Genomic DNA, 15,866 nt, shown 5'->3' on the forward strand with positions numbered 1-15,866 from the left:
ACGAGCCCGCCGGCCCGGTCACCTCCGGCGGCATCAGCGTCAGCGGCACCGTCGGCGTCAGCAACTCCCCCGCCCTGAACGTCTGCTTCACCGCAACCGCCGCCCCCACCACCACCACGCCGCCGCCCACCACCACGACGACCGGCACCGGCTCGGGTGGCACCGGCGGCACGACCGGAAGCGGAACCGGCAGCGCCGACGGCACCATCCTCCAAGGCATCCTCACCGCCCTCGGCCTCTGACCGAGCGAACGGCTTCGAACGGCAGTGCGGCACCGCACTGCCGTTTCCGTTCGTCGAGGCAGCGCAGGGAAATCGCCGGCATCGCCCGAATCCACGAAGCGCTCGCCGGCTGCGGTGAGCAGGAGCGGCGGCTGCTCGCGCCCTGGATCCCGCAACGGCGGTCAGCCTCACCCCGCAGGTGCTGGCGGGCGCCCTGCCGGCGCGACGTCGCATGTTCGCCGACGCCGGCGTCGGCGAGCTGCGGCGGGCGGCCGCGAGCCAGCTGGTGCTCGACGACCGGCACATCGTGGTGAGCGCCGAGTGGGTCGCGTCGCGCGACGGGGCGGCGCCGCTGGCGCTGAAGTCCACATTCCTGCTGCGCCGGGAGGACGGGCAGCTGCGCATCGTGGTCTACCTCAACCACAACGACCTGCACGCCGTCCTCGCCGATCCCACGGCAGCGACCGGCTCGTAGCCGCCCGGTCACCCCGTTCCAAGCTCGCGCGGACGAAGCGCCCCGGTACGTCCGGTGCGGGACGCTGGTCGACCGAACCGGTGACCAAAGGCCCCTGTATTCCGCCGGGCAACCTTCATACCGTCGAGGGATGAATGGACAGCTCACAGCCGAAGTCGTCGCACGGGCCGCGTCACTGGCCGGGCGGGCGCCTTCACTTCACAACACGCACCCGTGGCAATGGGTATTCGACGGCCGGGTGCTGCAGCTGCACGCGGTGCCGGAGCGGATGCTGCCGGTCGCCGACGGGGCCGGACGACAGTTGCTGTTGAGCTGCGGGATCGTGTTGCATCACATGCGATCCGCGCTGGCGGTGCTCGGTTGGCGCACGTCGGTGCGGCGCTTGCCGGCGCCGGCGCGGCCCGGGCACCTCGCCGACCTCGAGTGGGAACCCACGGGCATGGTCACCGAAGCCGAATACGCTCGTGCTGCGGCGATTTCGCGGCGGTACACCGACCGGTTGCCGTACGAGGCGCCGGTGAGCTGGGACGAGTTCGTGCCGTCGCTACGCGCCGGCTTCGCCCCGGACGACGCGGTACTGGACATCGTGCCGAGCAAGTGCGGGCCCGCGCTGCGCCGAATCTCGGGGCTCGCCACCGGGCTGCAGCGCTACGACTCGCGCTATCACGCCGAGTTGTACTGGTGGACCGGCCATGTCGTGCAGGCCGCGGGGATTCCGCGGACCGCGCTGGTATCGGCGGCGGAGCGGGAGCAGGTGGCGGTCGGGCGGCACATGCCCGCGGGCGGGACCGCCGTCCGCCGCGCGGAGACAGTGGACCGAGCCCGAATTCTGGCCGTCTCCAGCGAGTCCGACCGGCCGCAGGACGTGCTGCGGGCGGGTGAGGTGCTGTCGGCGGTACTGCTGGACTGCACGGCGGCCGGTTACGCCACCTGCACGCTCACCCACATGACCGAATTCGCTCCCAGCCGAGCCGAATTGCGGACACTGCTGGGCGGCCGGGTGCTGCCGCAGGCGCTGATCCGGGTCGGCACCCGGCCGGTGGGTGCGCAGACTCCCCCGCCGAGGCCGCGGCTGCCGCGGAGCGAGATCCTCGAGGCCGTCCCGTCCGCGGTGCGATGACCGCGATGCCGCGGGGGTTCGGTCCGAATCGGGCCGAAAGCCCTTATCCAGGCCCAACCGGTCCCGGCCTACCTCCCTCGGCGCCTACACTTGGCCGGTGCCGCTCGACCAGAGCCGGGCGCCTTCGGACCAGCGCCTCGACGAATCCCGCAGGGACATACCCGACACCGCGACCGCCGCAGCGGCTGGCTATTCGGTACGGGACACCCTCTCCCAGCTCCGCCTGCGTGAACTGCTGGCCGAGGTCCGCGACCGGGTGGACCAGATCATCGACGCCCGCGACCGGGTCGACGGCCTGGTGGAGGCGCTGTTGACCGTCACCTCGGGTCTGGATCTGGACCAGACCCTGCGGTCGATCGTGCACACCGCGATCACCCTGGTCGGCGCCCGCTACGGCGCGCTCGGCGTGCGGGGGCACGGCACCGAACTGGTCCGGTTCATCCACCAGGGCATCGACGAGGAGCTGGGCGCCCGCATCGGCGACCTCCCTCAGGGCGGCGGCGTGCTCGGCGTCCTGATCGACCGGCCCAAAACGATTCGCCTGGAACGGATCTCCGACCATCCCGAGTCGGTGGGATTCCCGCCCGGGCATCCGCCGATGAACTCGTTCCTCGGCACCCCCATCCGAATTCGCGACGAGGTGTTCGGAAACCTCTATCTGACCGAGAAACTCGGCGGTCAGCCCTTCACCGAGGACGACGAAGTGGTGACGCAGGCGCTGGCCGCGGCGGCCGGCGTCGCCATCGCCAATGCCCGGCTCTACGAGGCGGCCCGCAACCGGCAGGCCTGGATCGCCGCCACCCGCGACATCACCACCGACTTCCTCGCCGGCACCGACCCGGAGATCGTGTCCGAGCGGCTGGTGACACTGAGCCGCGAACTCACCGGCGCCGAACACGCTTTCCTGGCGCTGAGCCCGGACCCCGATCGGCCCGCCGAATCGGTGACGCACCTGGAGATCTCGCATCCCGCCGGTCCGCCGCTGCCGTGCGGCTGCGAGCGGCTCGCGGTGGCGGACACCCGGGTCGGCGAGGTGTTCCGGAGCCGAACCCCGATGTGCCTGACCAGCTTCCACGAGGACGGCCTGCCGCAGCAGTACGGTCCGGCGCTGATCCTGCCGCTGGCCGCGCCGGACGCGGCGCTGGGCGCGCTGGTGCTCCTGCGCTCCCGCGGCGCCGTCCCGTTCGACGCCGAGATGGTGAGCCCGGCAACGACATTCGCCACCCAGGTGGCGCTGGCCCGGCAGCTGGCCACGGCCCAGCGGCAGATGCGGGACCTGGTCGTCTCCACGGACCGCGACCGGATCGCCCGCGACCTGCACGACCACGTCATCCAGCGACTGTTCGCGATCGGACTGTCCCTGCGGGCCACGGTGAACCGGACGAACCGGCCGGAGGTCCGGGACCGAATCGAGCAGTCGGTGGACGAACTGCAGGAGATCGTGCAGGAGATCCGCACCTCGATCTTCGACCTGCACGGCTACCCCCGGCACAGCATCCGGTTGCGGCAGCGGATCGAAGAGGCGTTACGCCGCCCGACCGCGGGCACCGGCATCCGGACCGAGTTCCGGGTGACCGGCCCGCTGTCGGTGATCGGCGCCGAACTGGCCGACCAGGTCGAAGGTGTCGTACGCACCGCGGTGGTGGCGGCCGTCCACGGCCGGGCCCGGGACATCCTGGTCGAGGTCGCGGTCGCCGACGACGTGATCGTGACGGTGGAGGACGACGTTGCGCGCCATACGAACGGTCCGCGCACCCGCGTGCGCTGGAGTGCGCCGCTGACCTAGTGCCCCCTCCGACCGGGCCGCGGATCGAAGTGAGTTCCGACATCGTGTCTCAGGCCCTGCCCGCCATGGCCGACCGATGATGCAGCCGGCCACCATCTCGAGAGATCAGGATCACCCGCATGAGCGACGGCCCGGGTAACGCCGGCTACTCGGTTCGCGACACCCTGTCGCAACTGCGGCTCCGCGAGCTGTTGAACGAGGTCAAGGATCGAGTCGACCAGATCATCGACGCCCGCGACCGAATGGACGGCCTGGTGGACGCCATGCTCACCGTCACCTCGGGCCTCGACCTCGCCGACACCCTGACCACGATCGTGCACACCGCGCTGAATCTGGTCGACGCCCGCTACTGCGCCCTGGGCGTGCGGGGCCACGGCCCGCAGCTGAGCCAGTTCATCTACGAGGGCATCGACGCCGAGACCCGCGCCCGGATCGGAGATCTGCCCGAAGGGCACGGCGTGCTGGGCCTGCTGTTCCGCGAACCCACCGCCATCCGGCTCGAGAACATCGCCGACCACCCGTCCTCGGTCGGCTTCCCGGCCAACCACCCGCCGATGCGCACCTTCCTCGGGGTGCCCGTACGGATCCGGGACGAAATCTTCGGCAACCTGTACCTGACCGAAAAGGCCAACGGCCAGCAGTTCACCGAGGACGACGAGCTGATCGTGAAGGCGCTCGCCGCGGCCGCGGGTGTCGCCATCGACAACGCCCGGCTGTATGCGGCGTCCCACGCCCGGCAGGCGTGGATCGAGGCGATCCGGGATCTGACCACCGAATTCCTCGCCGGCACCGACTCCGACGACGTGCTGGCCCTGCTCGTCGACCGGGTGCGCGGGCTCACCGAGTCCCGGCAGGTGTGGCTGGCGGTGGACACCGACCCGGAGCGACCCGCGGACTCCACCGCGGATATCGAGGTCAGTCACCGCTCGGGTGCGGGGCCCGCGACCGGTACCGCGCTGCGGCTGGGCGCCGGGCTGGTCGGCACCGCCTATCGCGACCGACGGCCGCAGCGCGTCGACGATGTCGAATCCACCGAGCTCGCAACCGAATTCCCCGGCGCCGGGCCGGTGATCGTACTGCCGCTGCACACCCCGGATTCGGTGGTGGGCGTGCTGATCGCGGTGCGCGAGGCGGGTGCGCCGCCCTACGACGACGAGATCCTCGATCTGGCGGTGGCGTTCACCGATCAGGCGGCTCTGGCGATCCAGCTCGCCGAAACTCAGCGCCGGGTCAGGGAACTCGACGTGCTCGCGGACCGGGATCGCATCGCGCAGGATCTGCACGATCACGTGATCCAGCGCTTGTTCGCGGTCGGGCTGAACCTGCAGGGCACGGTGCCGCGGTCGTCGGTTCCCGAGGTGCGGGAGCGGCTCACCGACGCCGTCGACGACCTGCAGGACGTGGTCCAGGAGATCCGGACGTCGATCTTCAATCTGCACGGGGACGCCGCGTCGGCCACACAGCTGCGACGGCGCATCGAGCAGGCGGTACACCAGCAGGTCGGGGACGCCGATCTGCGCATCGCGCTGCGGATCGGTGGCCCGCTGTCGATCGTCGGCGTGGATTTGGCCGAACACGCCGAGGCCGTGGTGCGGGAGGCGGTCAGCAACGCGGTCCGGCACGCGCAGGCGACCGCGATCGAAGTGGAGATCAGCGTCGGCAACGACCTGGTCATCACGGTGACCGACGACGGGATCGGTATCCCGGGCGAGATCGATGCCAGTGGCCTGGCGAATCTCGCTCAGCGCGCCGAGACCTGCGACGGGCGGTTCACGGTCGCACCGGGTCCGCCGGCGGGCGACGGCCGCCGCCGCAGCGGGACCCGGCTGACCTGGTCGGCCGCGCTGCATTGAGCGGCGCGAACTGAGGACTTTCGTCCATATCCGCGCCCCGGCGCGCGGGTTATCTTGTCCTGTGTCATCACGAGCGGATAGGACACGGCCATGACCACGGTGTTCCTGGTGGACGATCACGAGATCGTCCGGCGCGGTCTCACAGACCTGCTCAACAGCGATCCCGAACTCACCGTGATCGGCGAGGCGGGCGACGTCGGCCAAGCGCTGGCGCGCATTCCGGCCCTGCGGCCCGATGTCGCGGTCCTCGACGTCCGGCTGCCCGACGGCAACGGCATCGAACTGTGCCGCGAACTGCTCTCCCACCACGACGGTCTGCGCTGTCTCATCCTGACCTCCTTCACCGACGAACAGGCCATGTTGGACGCCATCCTCGCCGGAGCCAGCGGCTATGTCGTCAAGGACATCAAGGGAATGGAGCTGGCGAAGGCGATCAAGGAGGTCGGCGCCGGGCGTTCGCTGCTGGACAATCGCGCCGCCGCCGCGCTCATGGAGCGGTTGCGCCGCAGCACCGAGCTCGACGGTCCCCTGGCGACCCTCACCGAGCAGGAGCGCAAACTGCTCGATCTGCTGGGCGAGGGGCTGACCAATCGGCAGATCGCCGAGCGCATGTTCTTGGCGGAGAAGACGGTGAAGAACTACGTGTCCCGGCTGCTGGCCAAACTCGGTATGAAGCGCCGGACCCAGGCCGCGGTGCTGGCGTCGAAACTCCACGATCGGGACGGTCACCCGGCGTGAATTCCGTTGCCCGGCCGGTGATTCGGCACCGGCCGGGCAGCAACGGATTTACATTTCGTTGGCGATCAACAGTGCCCGGACCTGTTCCTCGAAGGATCTCCGGGCGCGCATCGCCGACGTCCGGTCCTTGGTGAACAGGCCGGGAATATCGGTGCTGAACGCCAGGAACTGCGCACTTTCACCGACCCAGGTGGTCTCGATGCTGCGTAACAGGTCCTTGCCGGTGTTCACGAAATCGCACCGCGGCGACGGAACAGCGGCTTTCGCGCGGCCGAATCGCCTTGCCGCCGCGACAATTTCCACGCTGTCCACAATTGGAGCGTGACCACAGCTGGAATGTTTATCATGCCGACTCCCACCTCCCTGTTGCGGTGATATCCGGATAGCCTGGAGCCTACCCACATTCATGGCACAACTTTCAATTACCGGAATACGTGTCCTTCTATTCCAATTCGGGACGGTCCCCAACTTCGCAAATCGGACATGCCACGGAAGGCGCGTATTACCGGCCCCCTCAGCGGGCCAGCAGCCAGCCCACCCGGTCGTAGGCGAGCGCCTGGTACACCAGCACGACGATCGCCGAAATCGCCGCCGCGACCGGCAGTCCGGCCGCCCACAGCGCAACCGCCCCGCCGCCCAGCACCAGGATCTCCAGCGCGAGCCGCACGGCCCCCGGCACCGCCACGGGCGCCGCCCCGTTCCGGCTCGGGTCGTCGGGCACCGCGAAGGTCCCCCACGCCACGGCCACCGCGACCGGCAGCACCAGCACCGTCAGGTAGCGCCACGGCGGATCGAAGGCCAGCCAGCCCATGATCCCGAACGAGACCACGGCAACCAGTTCGAGCAGGAACCGCACGGCCAACATCACCGGCTTCAACGACATACGGTCACCTTCGCGCACTTGACGATCGAGAACATCCGCCGACACTATGCCGTCGCGCTGACAGGAACGATTCCCGTTGTCCCACCGGACAACTCCGAGGCGAACAGTGACAGGCCGACCGCAGCCGCGGAGGCGTCACACAGTTCGGCGGCGATCGCCGGGTCGCTCGCGGTGGGGGCGGGCCGGATGACCTTCGCCGCCTTGTCCGGCACTCGCGGTGAACGTCCGACCGAGTCCAGTGCTGGGTACCCACCCGGCGTCCGAATCCAGCGCCGGATCCGAACCAACTCAGTGAACAGTTGTACACTCAATTGGTGACTGAACTGGATCCGTACCGAGCCGCCGAGGCGCGCGCCTTGGGCCGGCTGACCGGCGTCGAGGTCGGAAGCGCGGTGGACGGGGTGGCGGCCGTACACCGGGCGATCTCCGACCGGGTGTTCGCGGCGGTACGGCTCGGGGTCGGGCCGGCGGCGGCGCCGGTGAAGGTCGCACACGACGCGATATCGCAGGCCGTGTACCGCACGATCGGGATGACCGCCGGGGTCGTCGGGCGGGTGGCCGGAGAAGCCGGTGGACTGGCCGGGGTGACACCGTCGCGGACCGCGCTGGGCGCCGGGGTCCTGAGCGCGGTGCAGGGGCTGATCGGGGACACGCTGGCCGATCACGAACCACTGCTGGCGAGTCCGATGACACTGCGGATGGACGGCGCGCCGGTGCCGCCCGCTGCGGCGGCCGAGCACTGCGAGCGGGTCCGCGGGCGGCTGGTGATCTTCCTGCACGGACTCGCCGAATCCGAGTACGCCTGGCGCTGGGGCGGCCGGACCGCCTACGGCGAACTGCTCGAACACGACCTGGACTGCACGTCGCTGCAGGTCCGGTACAACACCGGACTGCGGATCCACGACAACGGCGCCGATCTCGCCGAACTGGTCGACGCCCTGGTCGAGAGCTGGCCGCTACCGGTGGAAAGCATTGCGTTCGTGGGGCATTCGATGGGCGGGCTGGTGGTGCGCAGCGCCTGCCACCAGGCCGTGGCAGCGGGTGCGAGCTGGGTGGACCACGTGACCCACGTGGTCTGCCTGGGGTCCCCGCACGCGGGTGCGCCGCTCGAACAATTCGTCCACTACGCCGCCACCGCACTGGAACTGCTGCCCGAGACCCGGCCCTTCGCCCGGCTGCTGCGCCGCCGCAGCGCCGGGATCCGCGACCTGCGCCACGCCGCACTCGTCGAATCCGATTGGGACGGAGTCGATCCCGAGGCACTGAGCCGCCCACCGGTGACCGAGCTACCGCCGCTGCCGGGCAGCGCCTACTACTACGTGGGCGCCACCCTCACCGAGAACCCCGAGCACCTGGTCGGCAAGCTGATCGGCGACGGCCTGGTGCGCGTGGCCAGCGCCACCGGCAGCGGCGGCACCCACGAGATCGAATTCGCTGTCGCCGCACTGCTTCCCGGCGCCCACCACCTGGCCCTGCTCAACCACCCGACCGTGTACCACTACCTCTTGGAGTGGTTGAAGGCCTGACAGCTCGCGACCGAACGGCAGCGCAGCCGCCGATCCGGACCATGCCCACGTGCTGCCAGGCTCAGCGCCCGACCGGTTCAGCTCGCGACCGGACGACTGCGCAACCGCCGAATCCGAGCCGGTGCCGCCGCCGTACCGCGATCACGCAGCGGCCGTCCCGTGAGCATCCGGCCGACGGTGGCAGCGAAACGGCGCTGTCCCCGCGCGGTTCGGCGGTCGAACCCGATCGAGACGACCGTACGGGTATGCCCCGCGATCTGCTGCCCGGTGAGGCGATCGGCGAGCCAGTCCAGCAGCAGCGGAGTGCCCGCGAACTGCAGCGGCGTGTGCAGACCCAGCCGGTCCCGCAGGTAGTCGACGTCGGCTCCCCCGGCCCGGTAGCGGTCCACCAGCCCGGCGATGTCGCGCTCGTCGATGACCTCGTCGTGCACCGCCTGGAAAACCAGCAGCGGCAGCTTCGGCGCCACCACCCCCGGACGGATATCGTCGATGACCGTCGCGACCTGCGGAGTCGCCAGGAAGGCACGCAGGCCACCGGTGATGTGCCGGTCGACGTCGCTGCGCGCGAACCGGGCCAGCAGCGGGAGGGTCGCGAGCCGGGCCGCGCGGTCCAGGCGCGCCGCGTATTCCGGCGACAGTCCCGCCCGCACCCGCCGGTCCAGCTCGGGGTAGGCCTTGCACAGTCCGGCCACGAACACGGCGGGGAATCCGGCGAACACGGTGCCCTGCAATCGAACCAGGGTCGCGCCCGGATCACCGACCGGCGAACCCGCCACCGCGCCGACCAGATTCAGTTCCGGCGCGTAGTCGCCGGCGACCTCCGCGGCCCACACCGTCGCCAGCCCGCCACCCGAATATCCGCCCAGCGCGACCGGATTGCTCTCGTCCAAGCCGAGGTGACCGATGGTGGCCCGCACCGCGTCCAATGCCCGGTATCCCGGCTCCCGCGGCACCCCGAACCGGCCCGCGGTGCCGCCGTGATCGGGCACCGACACCAGCCAGCCGCGTTCCAGCGCCGCACCGATCTGCGGGAGCTCCAGCTGCGGCAGCGCGCCGATCACCCGGGCCCCCTGCCGCAGCGCGTACGACGGAAGGCATTGCGGCGCAACCGCATCGATGGCGCACTGGAACGACAGCAGCGGCCGCCCCCACGGCCGGGCACCGTGCGGCGCCAGCACCGTGGTGACCGCGACCTCGGGCCGCCCGTCGAGGTCCTGGGTCCGGTACAGCAGCTGCCAGGCCGACACCCGTTGCGGGATCACCCCGAACAACCCGATCCGCACCGGCCGCACCCGGATCACCGCGCCGGTGGCCAGCTTCTCGAAACCATCAGGGGCGGAATAGAACTCGTCGTCACCGGGCTTGGGCACCCGGGCACCTCGCATGCTCACCGCACAGTCCTTTCGGGTATCGGTAGATCCGCCGCGTCGGCTCGACCCAAACCCTAGGGGGACCGGCCGGGCGGCAGAATTGTCGCCCGTACCAATTCGCACCGGCCGCGTTGGTCAGGAGCCCGGCAGCCCGGCCACCTCGGCAGTCGCGGCCGCGCCGCTCGCCGGATCCGCCGGACCCACCGCGCTGCCGGTGCCGCCCGCGCCGATCAGCCACGGATTCGGCGCGCACACCAGATCCGGATGCCCGCCGGGGTCGAGGGTCCGCAGCACGATCGACAGCGTGCGCGGCGAATACATCATGGTCAGATGATCGGACATGTCCTGCGGGCAGCCGTCCTGCAGCGTGATGTTCGAGACCGTCGCATCCGGTCCCGGCCGCAGGAACGTCAGGCTGTACGGATTGGTGACCTCGTCCCACACACTGCCGACCACCGTGTAGTCCACCCCGGGAACCGTGTCGCCGGGCGCGTTGAGCGCGCGCAGGAACGGCGAGCCGATCGCCTGCTCGATATTGGCCGGACCGGCGATCGGCACCGAGTACCCGAGCGCGTCCATCCCCGCGTCGGTCAGCAACCGGCCCAGCGACGCGATCCCGTCCAGGGCGGTCCCGTGATGGGTGGCCCCGAACGTGACCAGATGATCCACCCGGCCGGCACCACCGAGGAACTTCAGATACCAGTCGGCCGCGGTACCGCCCTGCGAATGCGCGACCACGTCCACCTTCCCCGCTCCGGTCGCCGCCAGCACCCGATCCACGAAGGCGCCCACCTGCGCGGCCGAGTCCTCGATCGGCCCGACCGCGTACCGGCCCGGCAGCACCGGCCCCACGCCGCCGCCTTCCGGCACGGACATGATCCCGTACTCGAAAGTGAAGGCGCAGAACCCTTCTCGCCGCAGCAACGGCGCCAGGGCCGCGAAACTCTCGTAGGCGTTCATCCAGCTGCCGTGCAACAGCACGACCGGCTCCGGATGCTCCGGGCTCGGCACGCAATCCCAATCGTCGGCACCCGGCGGCGCCGCGTCGGGATGGCCGACACCGTAGAGGAAGGCGGCCAGCGCGGCGGATTGTTCCGGCCCGGTGCCGACCGTATCGGCGGCGTGACTACCCGCGGCCGAGCCGATCGCGGAATCCGCACCGCTGCCCGAATCCACCAGCGGGCTCGCCTGCGCCACCCCGAACACCAGCGCGCCGGCCAGCACGCACCCGACCGCCCCCAGCGGCAGCCGGGATCTGTTTCCGAACACTACTTTTCATCCGATCCGCACGCCCCCCGAGTCATACCGTCCGGCAATCACTGTGATCGCGGTCATGCTTCGTGAGCACCGAATCTAGGACGCGTATGATCCACAGTCATTGGGTCGCACAGGAAAACGTTCCAGTCAGGATTTGTTTCCGGTGACGAAACTTCGGCGGATCGGGGGCCGGGAGTTGCCATCGGATACCCGCGATCGACACAATCGGCCGATGCCCGTCACGGAAACCGCGCCCATCGTCACCCGCCTGGTCAGCGAGTGGCCGCGTGTGGCCGAACGGATGCTCGCCGCCGGACTGGGTGCCACCGCGCCCGTCTCCGATCTGCCGGCCGACCACTTCACCGCCGAGGTGCTGCCCGCCATCTACATGTGCGGGCACGCGTTCCTGCGGGCCGCGCAGCAGGGGCGGCCGTTCACCCGGGCCGAGGTCGCCGAATTCGTGGTGCCGGTCGCCGAACGGCATGCCGAGGACCGGATTCCGCTGCGCGTCCTGCTCGACGCCATCCACGGTTCGGCGCAGCTGGTCGTGCGGGAGGCCGGCGCCCTCGCCGAGCCCGGCGACACCGCCCAACTCGTCGAATTCGGTAGCCAGCTCCTGGAATTGATGACCCACATCAACGTCACCTGCGTCGAGACCTACACCGACGTGGAGCAGTCCATCTACAACGCCGAGCGGGAGGCCCGCCGCGCCCTGTGCACGGCGCTGCTGCTCGGCGCGCCGGCCGCGGAACTGGCGGCCCGGGCCAACACCACCCTCGCCGAGCAGTACACGGTGCTGGCGATCCGGCTGCCACCCGGATCCCCGGGCGTCGCCGTGACCGATCTGCTCCCCCGCCGCCGGATCCGGCAGCTGCAACGCACCCTCGACAGCCTTACCGCCACCACCACCCTGAACACCTTCGACGGCACCACCGGGATCGCGCTGCTGCCCACCGGCCCAGAACTCGCCGCCGGCGACCACTCCGGCCTGGCCGCCGAGCTGGCGGAACGCTTCGGGGTCGACGTCTTCGTGGCCGAGTGCGCGGGAGTGGCACGGGATTCGGTTCCGGAGGCGGCCGCTCAGGCCGCCGAGGTGGCCGACCTGGCCCGGCTGCTGGGCCGCCCGACCGGGCTGTACCACCTCGACGACCTGCTGCTGGAGTACCAGCTGACCCGCCCGGGCCCGGCCCGCGACCGGCTGGCCGAGCGGCTGGCGGTGCTGCGCGGCAGCGGGCACCTGATGGAGGCGGTCGCCGCCTACCTGCGGCACGGCTCGGACCGCAAATCCGCCGCGGCCGAGGTCCACGTCCATCCGAACACCTTCAGCTACCGGTTGCGGCGGGTCGCCGAGCTGACCGGGATGGACCCCGCCGACCCGCACGGTTCCCGGCTGCTGGCGGCCGCGTTGATCGTGCACCGCCTGTACCCGACTGCGCCCCAAGAGGATTCGGCCGAGCCGCGCTGAGGCTCGAACAGGCCACGACACGGTTCGGTCTCACCGTTCGCAACATTCTGAGCACCGCTTGCGATTACTCTTGCGGACGCACCTCGGACGGCGCACTCTCTGTGCATAGATCCGGCCGAGACCGGGAATTCGGTACTCAGCAGGCGCTGACCGGTTGTTGAGGAGGCGTGCGGATGACTACCGACATCGCGGTGCTCGTCGTCTGTGCGGGCGTGACAGTAACAGTGTGGGCACTACTGGTGGCCTGGGTCGTCCGGCGGACCCGAGGCGCACGGCCACGCCGCCGCCCGGCACCGGTCCCCACGCCCGCGACAGCCGCGGCGGCAGCGGCCGAACTCGACACCCAGCTGACCACTGAATGGGCCTCCCGCAATCAGGTGTGGCCGGCGCTCAACGCCGAGAACGCCCTGCTGCGTGAGCGCCTCGCCGGCAAACTGAGCCCGCTGGAGTACCGGGCGCGGCTCGCCGACCTGGCCCGGCGGTGCGACCCCGAGGACGACCCGAAGTAACAACCGAGGATCGGCAGTGCAATCCGGCCGGACGGGCAATACGGTATAGCTATGCGAACTTTCGTACATCTGGTCTTGTTCGCCTGCGCGATAGCGCTGGGGGTGGGAACGTTCGGACCGCTCGTCGATTCGGTGTCGGCCCGGCACCTGCGGTTCACGGAACTGCGCGACGGACTGCCCACCGGCAGCACCTTCGCCGGGCTCGCCGGGCGGGACGTCGGTTTCAACTCCGCACTGACCCCGCTGCTGCTGATCGTGGCCGGGCTGATCCTGATCGCGGCGCTGGTCGGCTCGCGGCTGCTGGGCTGGCTCGGCGTGCTGGCCGGGTTCGGCCTGCTGGGCGTCTTCGCGTGGCGGTTCGACCAGCGCTTCGACGCCCAGCTGCGCGACGACTACCGGACGCTGTTGTCCGGCACGTGGGGCCTGTATCTGGTGGGCGGCGCGCTGGTCGTCGCCCTGCTCGCGCTGCTGGTCCCGAAGGAGCGGGTCACGGCCTGACCCGTCCTAGACTTTGCGCGCGAGGTGTACGGTCCGGGCCGCCAGCAGGAACAGGTCCGGGCGGAGGTCGACGCTCGCGGGGTCGGCGGGATCCAGTAGCCGGTCCAGCGCCGCCTGGTCGGTCGAGTCGAGATCCGCGCCGATCATGTCCCGGAACCGGGCAAGGTTGGCCCGCGCGATCCGGCGCACGATATCGCTCGCCGGTGCCGGCCGGTCGACGAGCACGCTGCGGCTGACCGCTCCGGGCAGCCCGGCCTCCGCCAGCAGTGCCACCCAGTCGTCGGCGACGATCACCGAGCCGGGCAGTTCGTCCCGCATGCGGGCGTACCGTTCGGCCTGCGCGGCGTCCAGCCGTTCCTGCAGGCCCGATCGCCCGAAGCCGAGTTCCTTGGGCAGCCAGCGCGGTGCGAGCCCGCCCTCGGCGACGGCGAGCACGCCGCCCGGACGCAGGGTCGCGGCCAGCGCGCGCAGGGCTCCGACCTGGTCGCCCACATGGTGCACGGCGTTGGATACCCACACCAGGTCGGCGGCGGGCAGGTCGGCGAGCCCTTCCGGGAACTGCGCGACCCGGGTGCCGATCCGCACGCCGGCGTCCTTCGCCCGCTCGGTGGCCCGTTCCAGCAGTTCGGGCGCGCCGTCGACGGCGATGACCTCCGCGTCCGGGAAGCGCTGCGCCAGCAGCACCGCCGCGAAGCCCGGGCCACTGCCCACATCCAGAATGCGCTGCGGCGCACCCACTTCGATCAGGTCGAGGGCGCCCTCGTAGAAGGGACGGTAGGCCTCGGCCTCGGATTCCAGGTGGTCGGCCATTGCGGCCCAGTCGAAGTCGTCGTCGTGGTGATGGTGATGCGTGTGGGCGTTCTGGTGGTCGCCGTGGTCGTGGTGGTCCATGCCCACGAGCATGCGGGCGACCTGCGAAATCTGCCAAAGAAATTTGCCGAACCGGCAAATCGGCTCCGGTGTACGCGGGCATTGCGCGGACGCCGCCTTCCTCGTGGCCGTCGCCCGAACCACCGCCGGCCGCGATTCGCGACGGGACCATCAGAATCCGACAATCCGGCCATTCATGCCTAGATGCGCATATCCAAGTAATTGCATTTCCCTCTGTTGGAAAATTCGGGGGTCCGTGATTGAATGTCGCGTTCTGCCGAATTCAACTGGGGGGCATTGCCTTGCAGCCGACACCGCCATATCAACCGACACCGACCCAATACCCGCCGCCACCACCGCAGCCGCAGTACCAGCAGGCACCGCAGTATCAGCAGCCGCAGTACCAGCAGCAACCGCAGTACCAGCCGGGGCCGCAGGACGCGATGCAGCCGCAGCAGCACGTGGACTACTCCACCGCCAACGGGGTGTACTGCCGCGTGTGTGGCGCGACGCCCGCCGCGGACGTAACTTTCCGCGCCCACCAGGGCTTGATCATCATAATGCGGTTCCGGCGCGCGCCCGGCCCGTACTGCCGCAACTGCGGCCTCGCGACGTTCCGAAAGATGCAGGGCGAGAGCCTGGTTCAGGGCTGGTGGGGTTACGCCTCGTCGATCATCAACCCGATCACGATGCTGATCAACCTGGGTCCGCGCAGCACGGTCGACAAGTTGCCGCCGCCGCTGCCCGGTAGCCAGTACCAGCCCCTGGATCCCGGGAAGCCGCTGACTCAGCGGGCACCGATGCTGATGCTGTTGCTGCCCGTGATCGGACTGCTGTCCATCGTGGCCCTGGTCGTGATCGGCGCCACCGCGAAGACCAGCAACACCGCGTCCAGCTACACGCCGTTCACGGTTCCCTCGATCACCATGCCGTCGATGCCCTCGATGCCGACCAAGCCTTCCGGACCGGCCAAGCCGACCACCACCGCGCCCACCACCGGCGCCACCACCGGCGACGCCGGCAGCGCCAAAGCCGGTGACTGCGTGTGGAATGCGCACCCGCACACCGGTGACGACGACAACAACCCCGATATGCAGGTCGTGGCGTGCACCGACTCGCGCGCGGAGAAGAAGATCCTCGGCCGCCTGTCCGGCGACGGTGGCGAATCCGCCTGCCAGGGCTCGTATCCGAACTTCGACTCGTACTTCACCGAGACCTACACCGGGACCGGCTCCTGGAAGAACTACACGCTGTGCATGCAGGACCTGCACTGAGCCAGGCCCGCTGAAACGATC

Annotated in this window: 16 protein-coding genes and 1 pseudogene; 11 read left to right on the top strand and 6 right to left on the bottom strand. The window is 70.1% G+C overall.

Annotation, left to right across the window (positions count from 1 at the left end; translation table 11 throughout):
- From EBN03_RS32410 to EBN03_RS32435, 6 genes and pseudogenes are all read left to right on the top strand, one after another.
- A pseudogene (locus EBN03_RS32410) lies at window positions 1-242 on the top strand (hypothetical protein); the annotation flags it as partial.
- Between the two features lie 178 nt (window positions 243-420).
- Window positions 421-696 carry a hypothetical protein gene (locus EBN03_RS32415; RefSeq protein WP_158675805.1) on the top strand — a complete coding sequence of 92 codons (276 nt, stop codon included), beginning with the start codon at window positions 421-423 and terminating at the stop codon, window positions 694-696.
- A gap of 130 nt (window positions 697-826) precedes the next feature.
- Complete coding sequence (locus EBN03_RS32420) at window positions 827-1,816, top strand: Acg family FMN-binding oxidoreductase (protein WP_122191997.1); 990 nt, start codon at window positions 827-829, stop codon at window positions 1,814-1,816.
- 97 nt (window positions 1,817-1,913) lie between these two features.
- Entirely contained in the window at window positions 1,914-3,602 is a 1,689-nt protein-coding gene (locus tag EBN03_RS32425; RefSeq protein WP_233608794.1) for a GAF domain-containing sensor histidine kinase, read from the top strand.
- 119 nt (window positions 3,603-3,721) lie between these two features.
- Complete coding sequence (locus EBN03_RS32430) at window positions 3,722-5,455, top strand: sensor histidine kinase (RefSeq protein WP_122191998.1); 1,734 nt, start codon at window positions 3,722-3,724, stop codon at window positions 5,453-5,455.
- A gap of 90 nt (window positions 5,456-5,545) precedes the next feature.
- The gene (locus tag EBN03_RS32435; protein ID WP_122191999.1) at window positions 5,546-6,193 is read left to right on the top strand and encodes a response regulator; all 648 of its coding nucleotides are present in this window, start codon (window positions 5,546-5,548) and stop codon (window positions 6,191-6,193) included.
- A gap of 48 nt (window positions 6,194-6,241) precedes the next feature.
- Here the strand turns inward: EBN03_RS32435 and EBN03_RS32440 are convergent, their stop codons facing one another.
- The 3 genes from EBN03_RS32440 to EBN03_RS34390 all read right to left on the bottom strand — a co-directional run bounded on the left by EBN03_RS32440 (window position 6,242) and on the right by EBN03_RS34390 (window position 7,288).
- Complete coding sequence (locus EBN03_RS32440) at window positions 6,242-6,424, bottom strand: hypothetical protein (RefSeq protein ID WP_122192000.1); 183 nt, start codon at window positions 6,422-6,424, stop codon at window positions 6,242-6,244.
- A 283-nt stretch (window positions 6,425-6,707) separates the two neighbouring features.
- Window positions 6,708-7,076: a YrdB family protein gene (locus EBN03_RS32445; RefSeq protein WP_122192001.1), complete on the bottom strand. Its 369-nt coding sequence runs from the start codon at window positions 7,074-7,076 to the stop codon at window positions 6,708-6,710.
- Between the two features lie 44 nt (window positions 7,077-7,120).
- Window positions 7,121-7,288 (bottom strand): hypothetical protein, encoded by a 168-nt coding sequence (locus EBN03_RS34390; protein WP_158675806.1) that lies wholly within the window; start codon window positions 7,286-7,288, stop codon window positions 7,121-7,123.
- A 102-nt stretch (window positions 7,289-7,390) separates the two neighbouring features.
- On the opposite strand from EBN03_RS34390, the gene EBN03_RS32450 reads away from it, so the two are divergent.
- The gene (locus EBN03_RS32450) at window positions 7,391-8,602 is read left to right on the top strand and encodes an esterase/lipase family protein (protein ID WP_122192028.1); all 1,212 of its coding nucleotides are present in this window, start codon (window positions 7,391-7,393) and stop codon (window positions 8,600-8,602) included.
- A gap of 77 nt (window positions 8,603-8,679) precedes the next feature.
- Here the strand turns inward: EBN03_RS32450 and EBN03_RS32455 are convergent, their stop codons facing one another.
- Together EBN03_RS32455 and EBN03_RS32460 are read right to left on the bottom strand one after the other, a co-directional pair.
- On the bottom strand, window positions 8,680-9,987 hold the full coding sequence (locus EBN03_RS32455; protein ID WP_122192002.1) for a lipase family protein: 1,308 nt from the start codon (window positions 9,985-9,987) through the stop codon (window positions 8,680-8,682).
- Window positions 9,988-10,107: 120 nt separating this feature from the next.
- Window positions 10,108-11,241, bottom strand: coding sequence for an esterase/lipase family protein (locus EBN03_RS32460; protein WP_122192003.1), 1,134 nt, complete (start codon window positions 11,239-11,241; stop codon window positions 10,108-10,110).
- A 220-nt stretch (window positions 11,242-11,461) separates the two neighbouring features.
- Between EBN03_RS32460 and EBN03_RS32465 the strand changes: the two genes are divergently transcribed.
- The 3 genes from EBN03_RS32465 to EBN03_RS32475 all read left to right on the top strand — a co-directional run bounded on the left by EBN03_RS32465 (window position 11,462) and on the right by EBN03_RS32475 (window position 13,701).
- Window positions 11,462-12,694: a PucR family transcriptional regulator gene (locus tag EBN03_RS32465; protein ID WP_122192004.1), complete on the top strand. Its 1,233-nt coding sequence runs from the start codon at window positions 11,462-11,464 to the stop codon at window positions 12,692-12,694.
- A 173-nt stretch (window positions 12,695-12,867) separates the two neighbouring features.
- The gene (locus EBN03_RS32470) at window positions 12,868-13,203 is read left to right on the top strand and encodes a hypothetical protein (RefSeq protein ID WP_147471785.1); all 336 of its coding nucleotides are present in this window, start codon (window positions 12,868-12,870) and stop codon (window positions 13,201-13,203) included.
- A 51-nt stretch (window positions 13,204-13,254) separates the two neighbouring features.
- Window positions 13,255-13,701 (top strand): hypothetical protein, encoded by a 447-nt coding sequence (locus EBN03_RS32475; protein WP_122192006.1) that lies wholly within the window; start codon window positions 13,255-13,257, stop codon window positions 13,699-13,701.
- A gap of 6 nt (window positions 13,702-13,707) precedes the next feature.
- On the opposite strand, the gene EBN03_RS32480 is transcribed toward EBN03_RS32475, so the two are convergent.
- Window positions 13,708-14,604: a class I SAM-dependent methyltransferase gene (locus tag EBN03_RS32480; protein ID WP_122192007.1), complete on the bottom strand. Its 897-nt coding sequence runs from the start codon at window positions 14,602-14,604 to the stop codon at window positions 13,708-13,710.
- 269 nt (window positions 14,605-14,873) lie between these two features.
- Here EBN03_RS32480 and EBN03_RS34765 point away from each other — a divergent pair, with 269 nt between their 5' ends.
- Window positions 14,874-15,845 (top strand): LppU/SCO3897 family protein, encoded by a 972-nt coding sequence (locus tag EBN03_RS34765; protein WP_199743071.1) that lies wholly within the window; start codon window positions 14,874-14,876, stop codon window positions 15,843-15,845.
- Window positions 15,846-15,866 lie beyond the last annotated feature (21 nt).

Origin of the sequence: Nocardia stercoris, from assembly GCF_003696265.1 — a bacterium.
Taxonomy (GTDB): domain Bacteria; phylum Actinomycetota; class Actinomycetes; order Mycobacteriales; family Mycobacteriaceae; genus Nocardia; species Nocardia stercoris.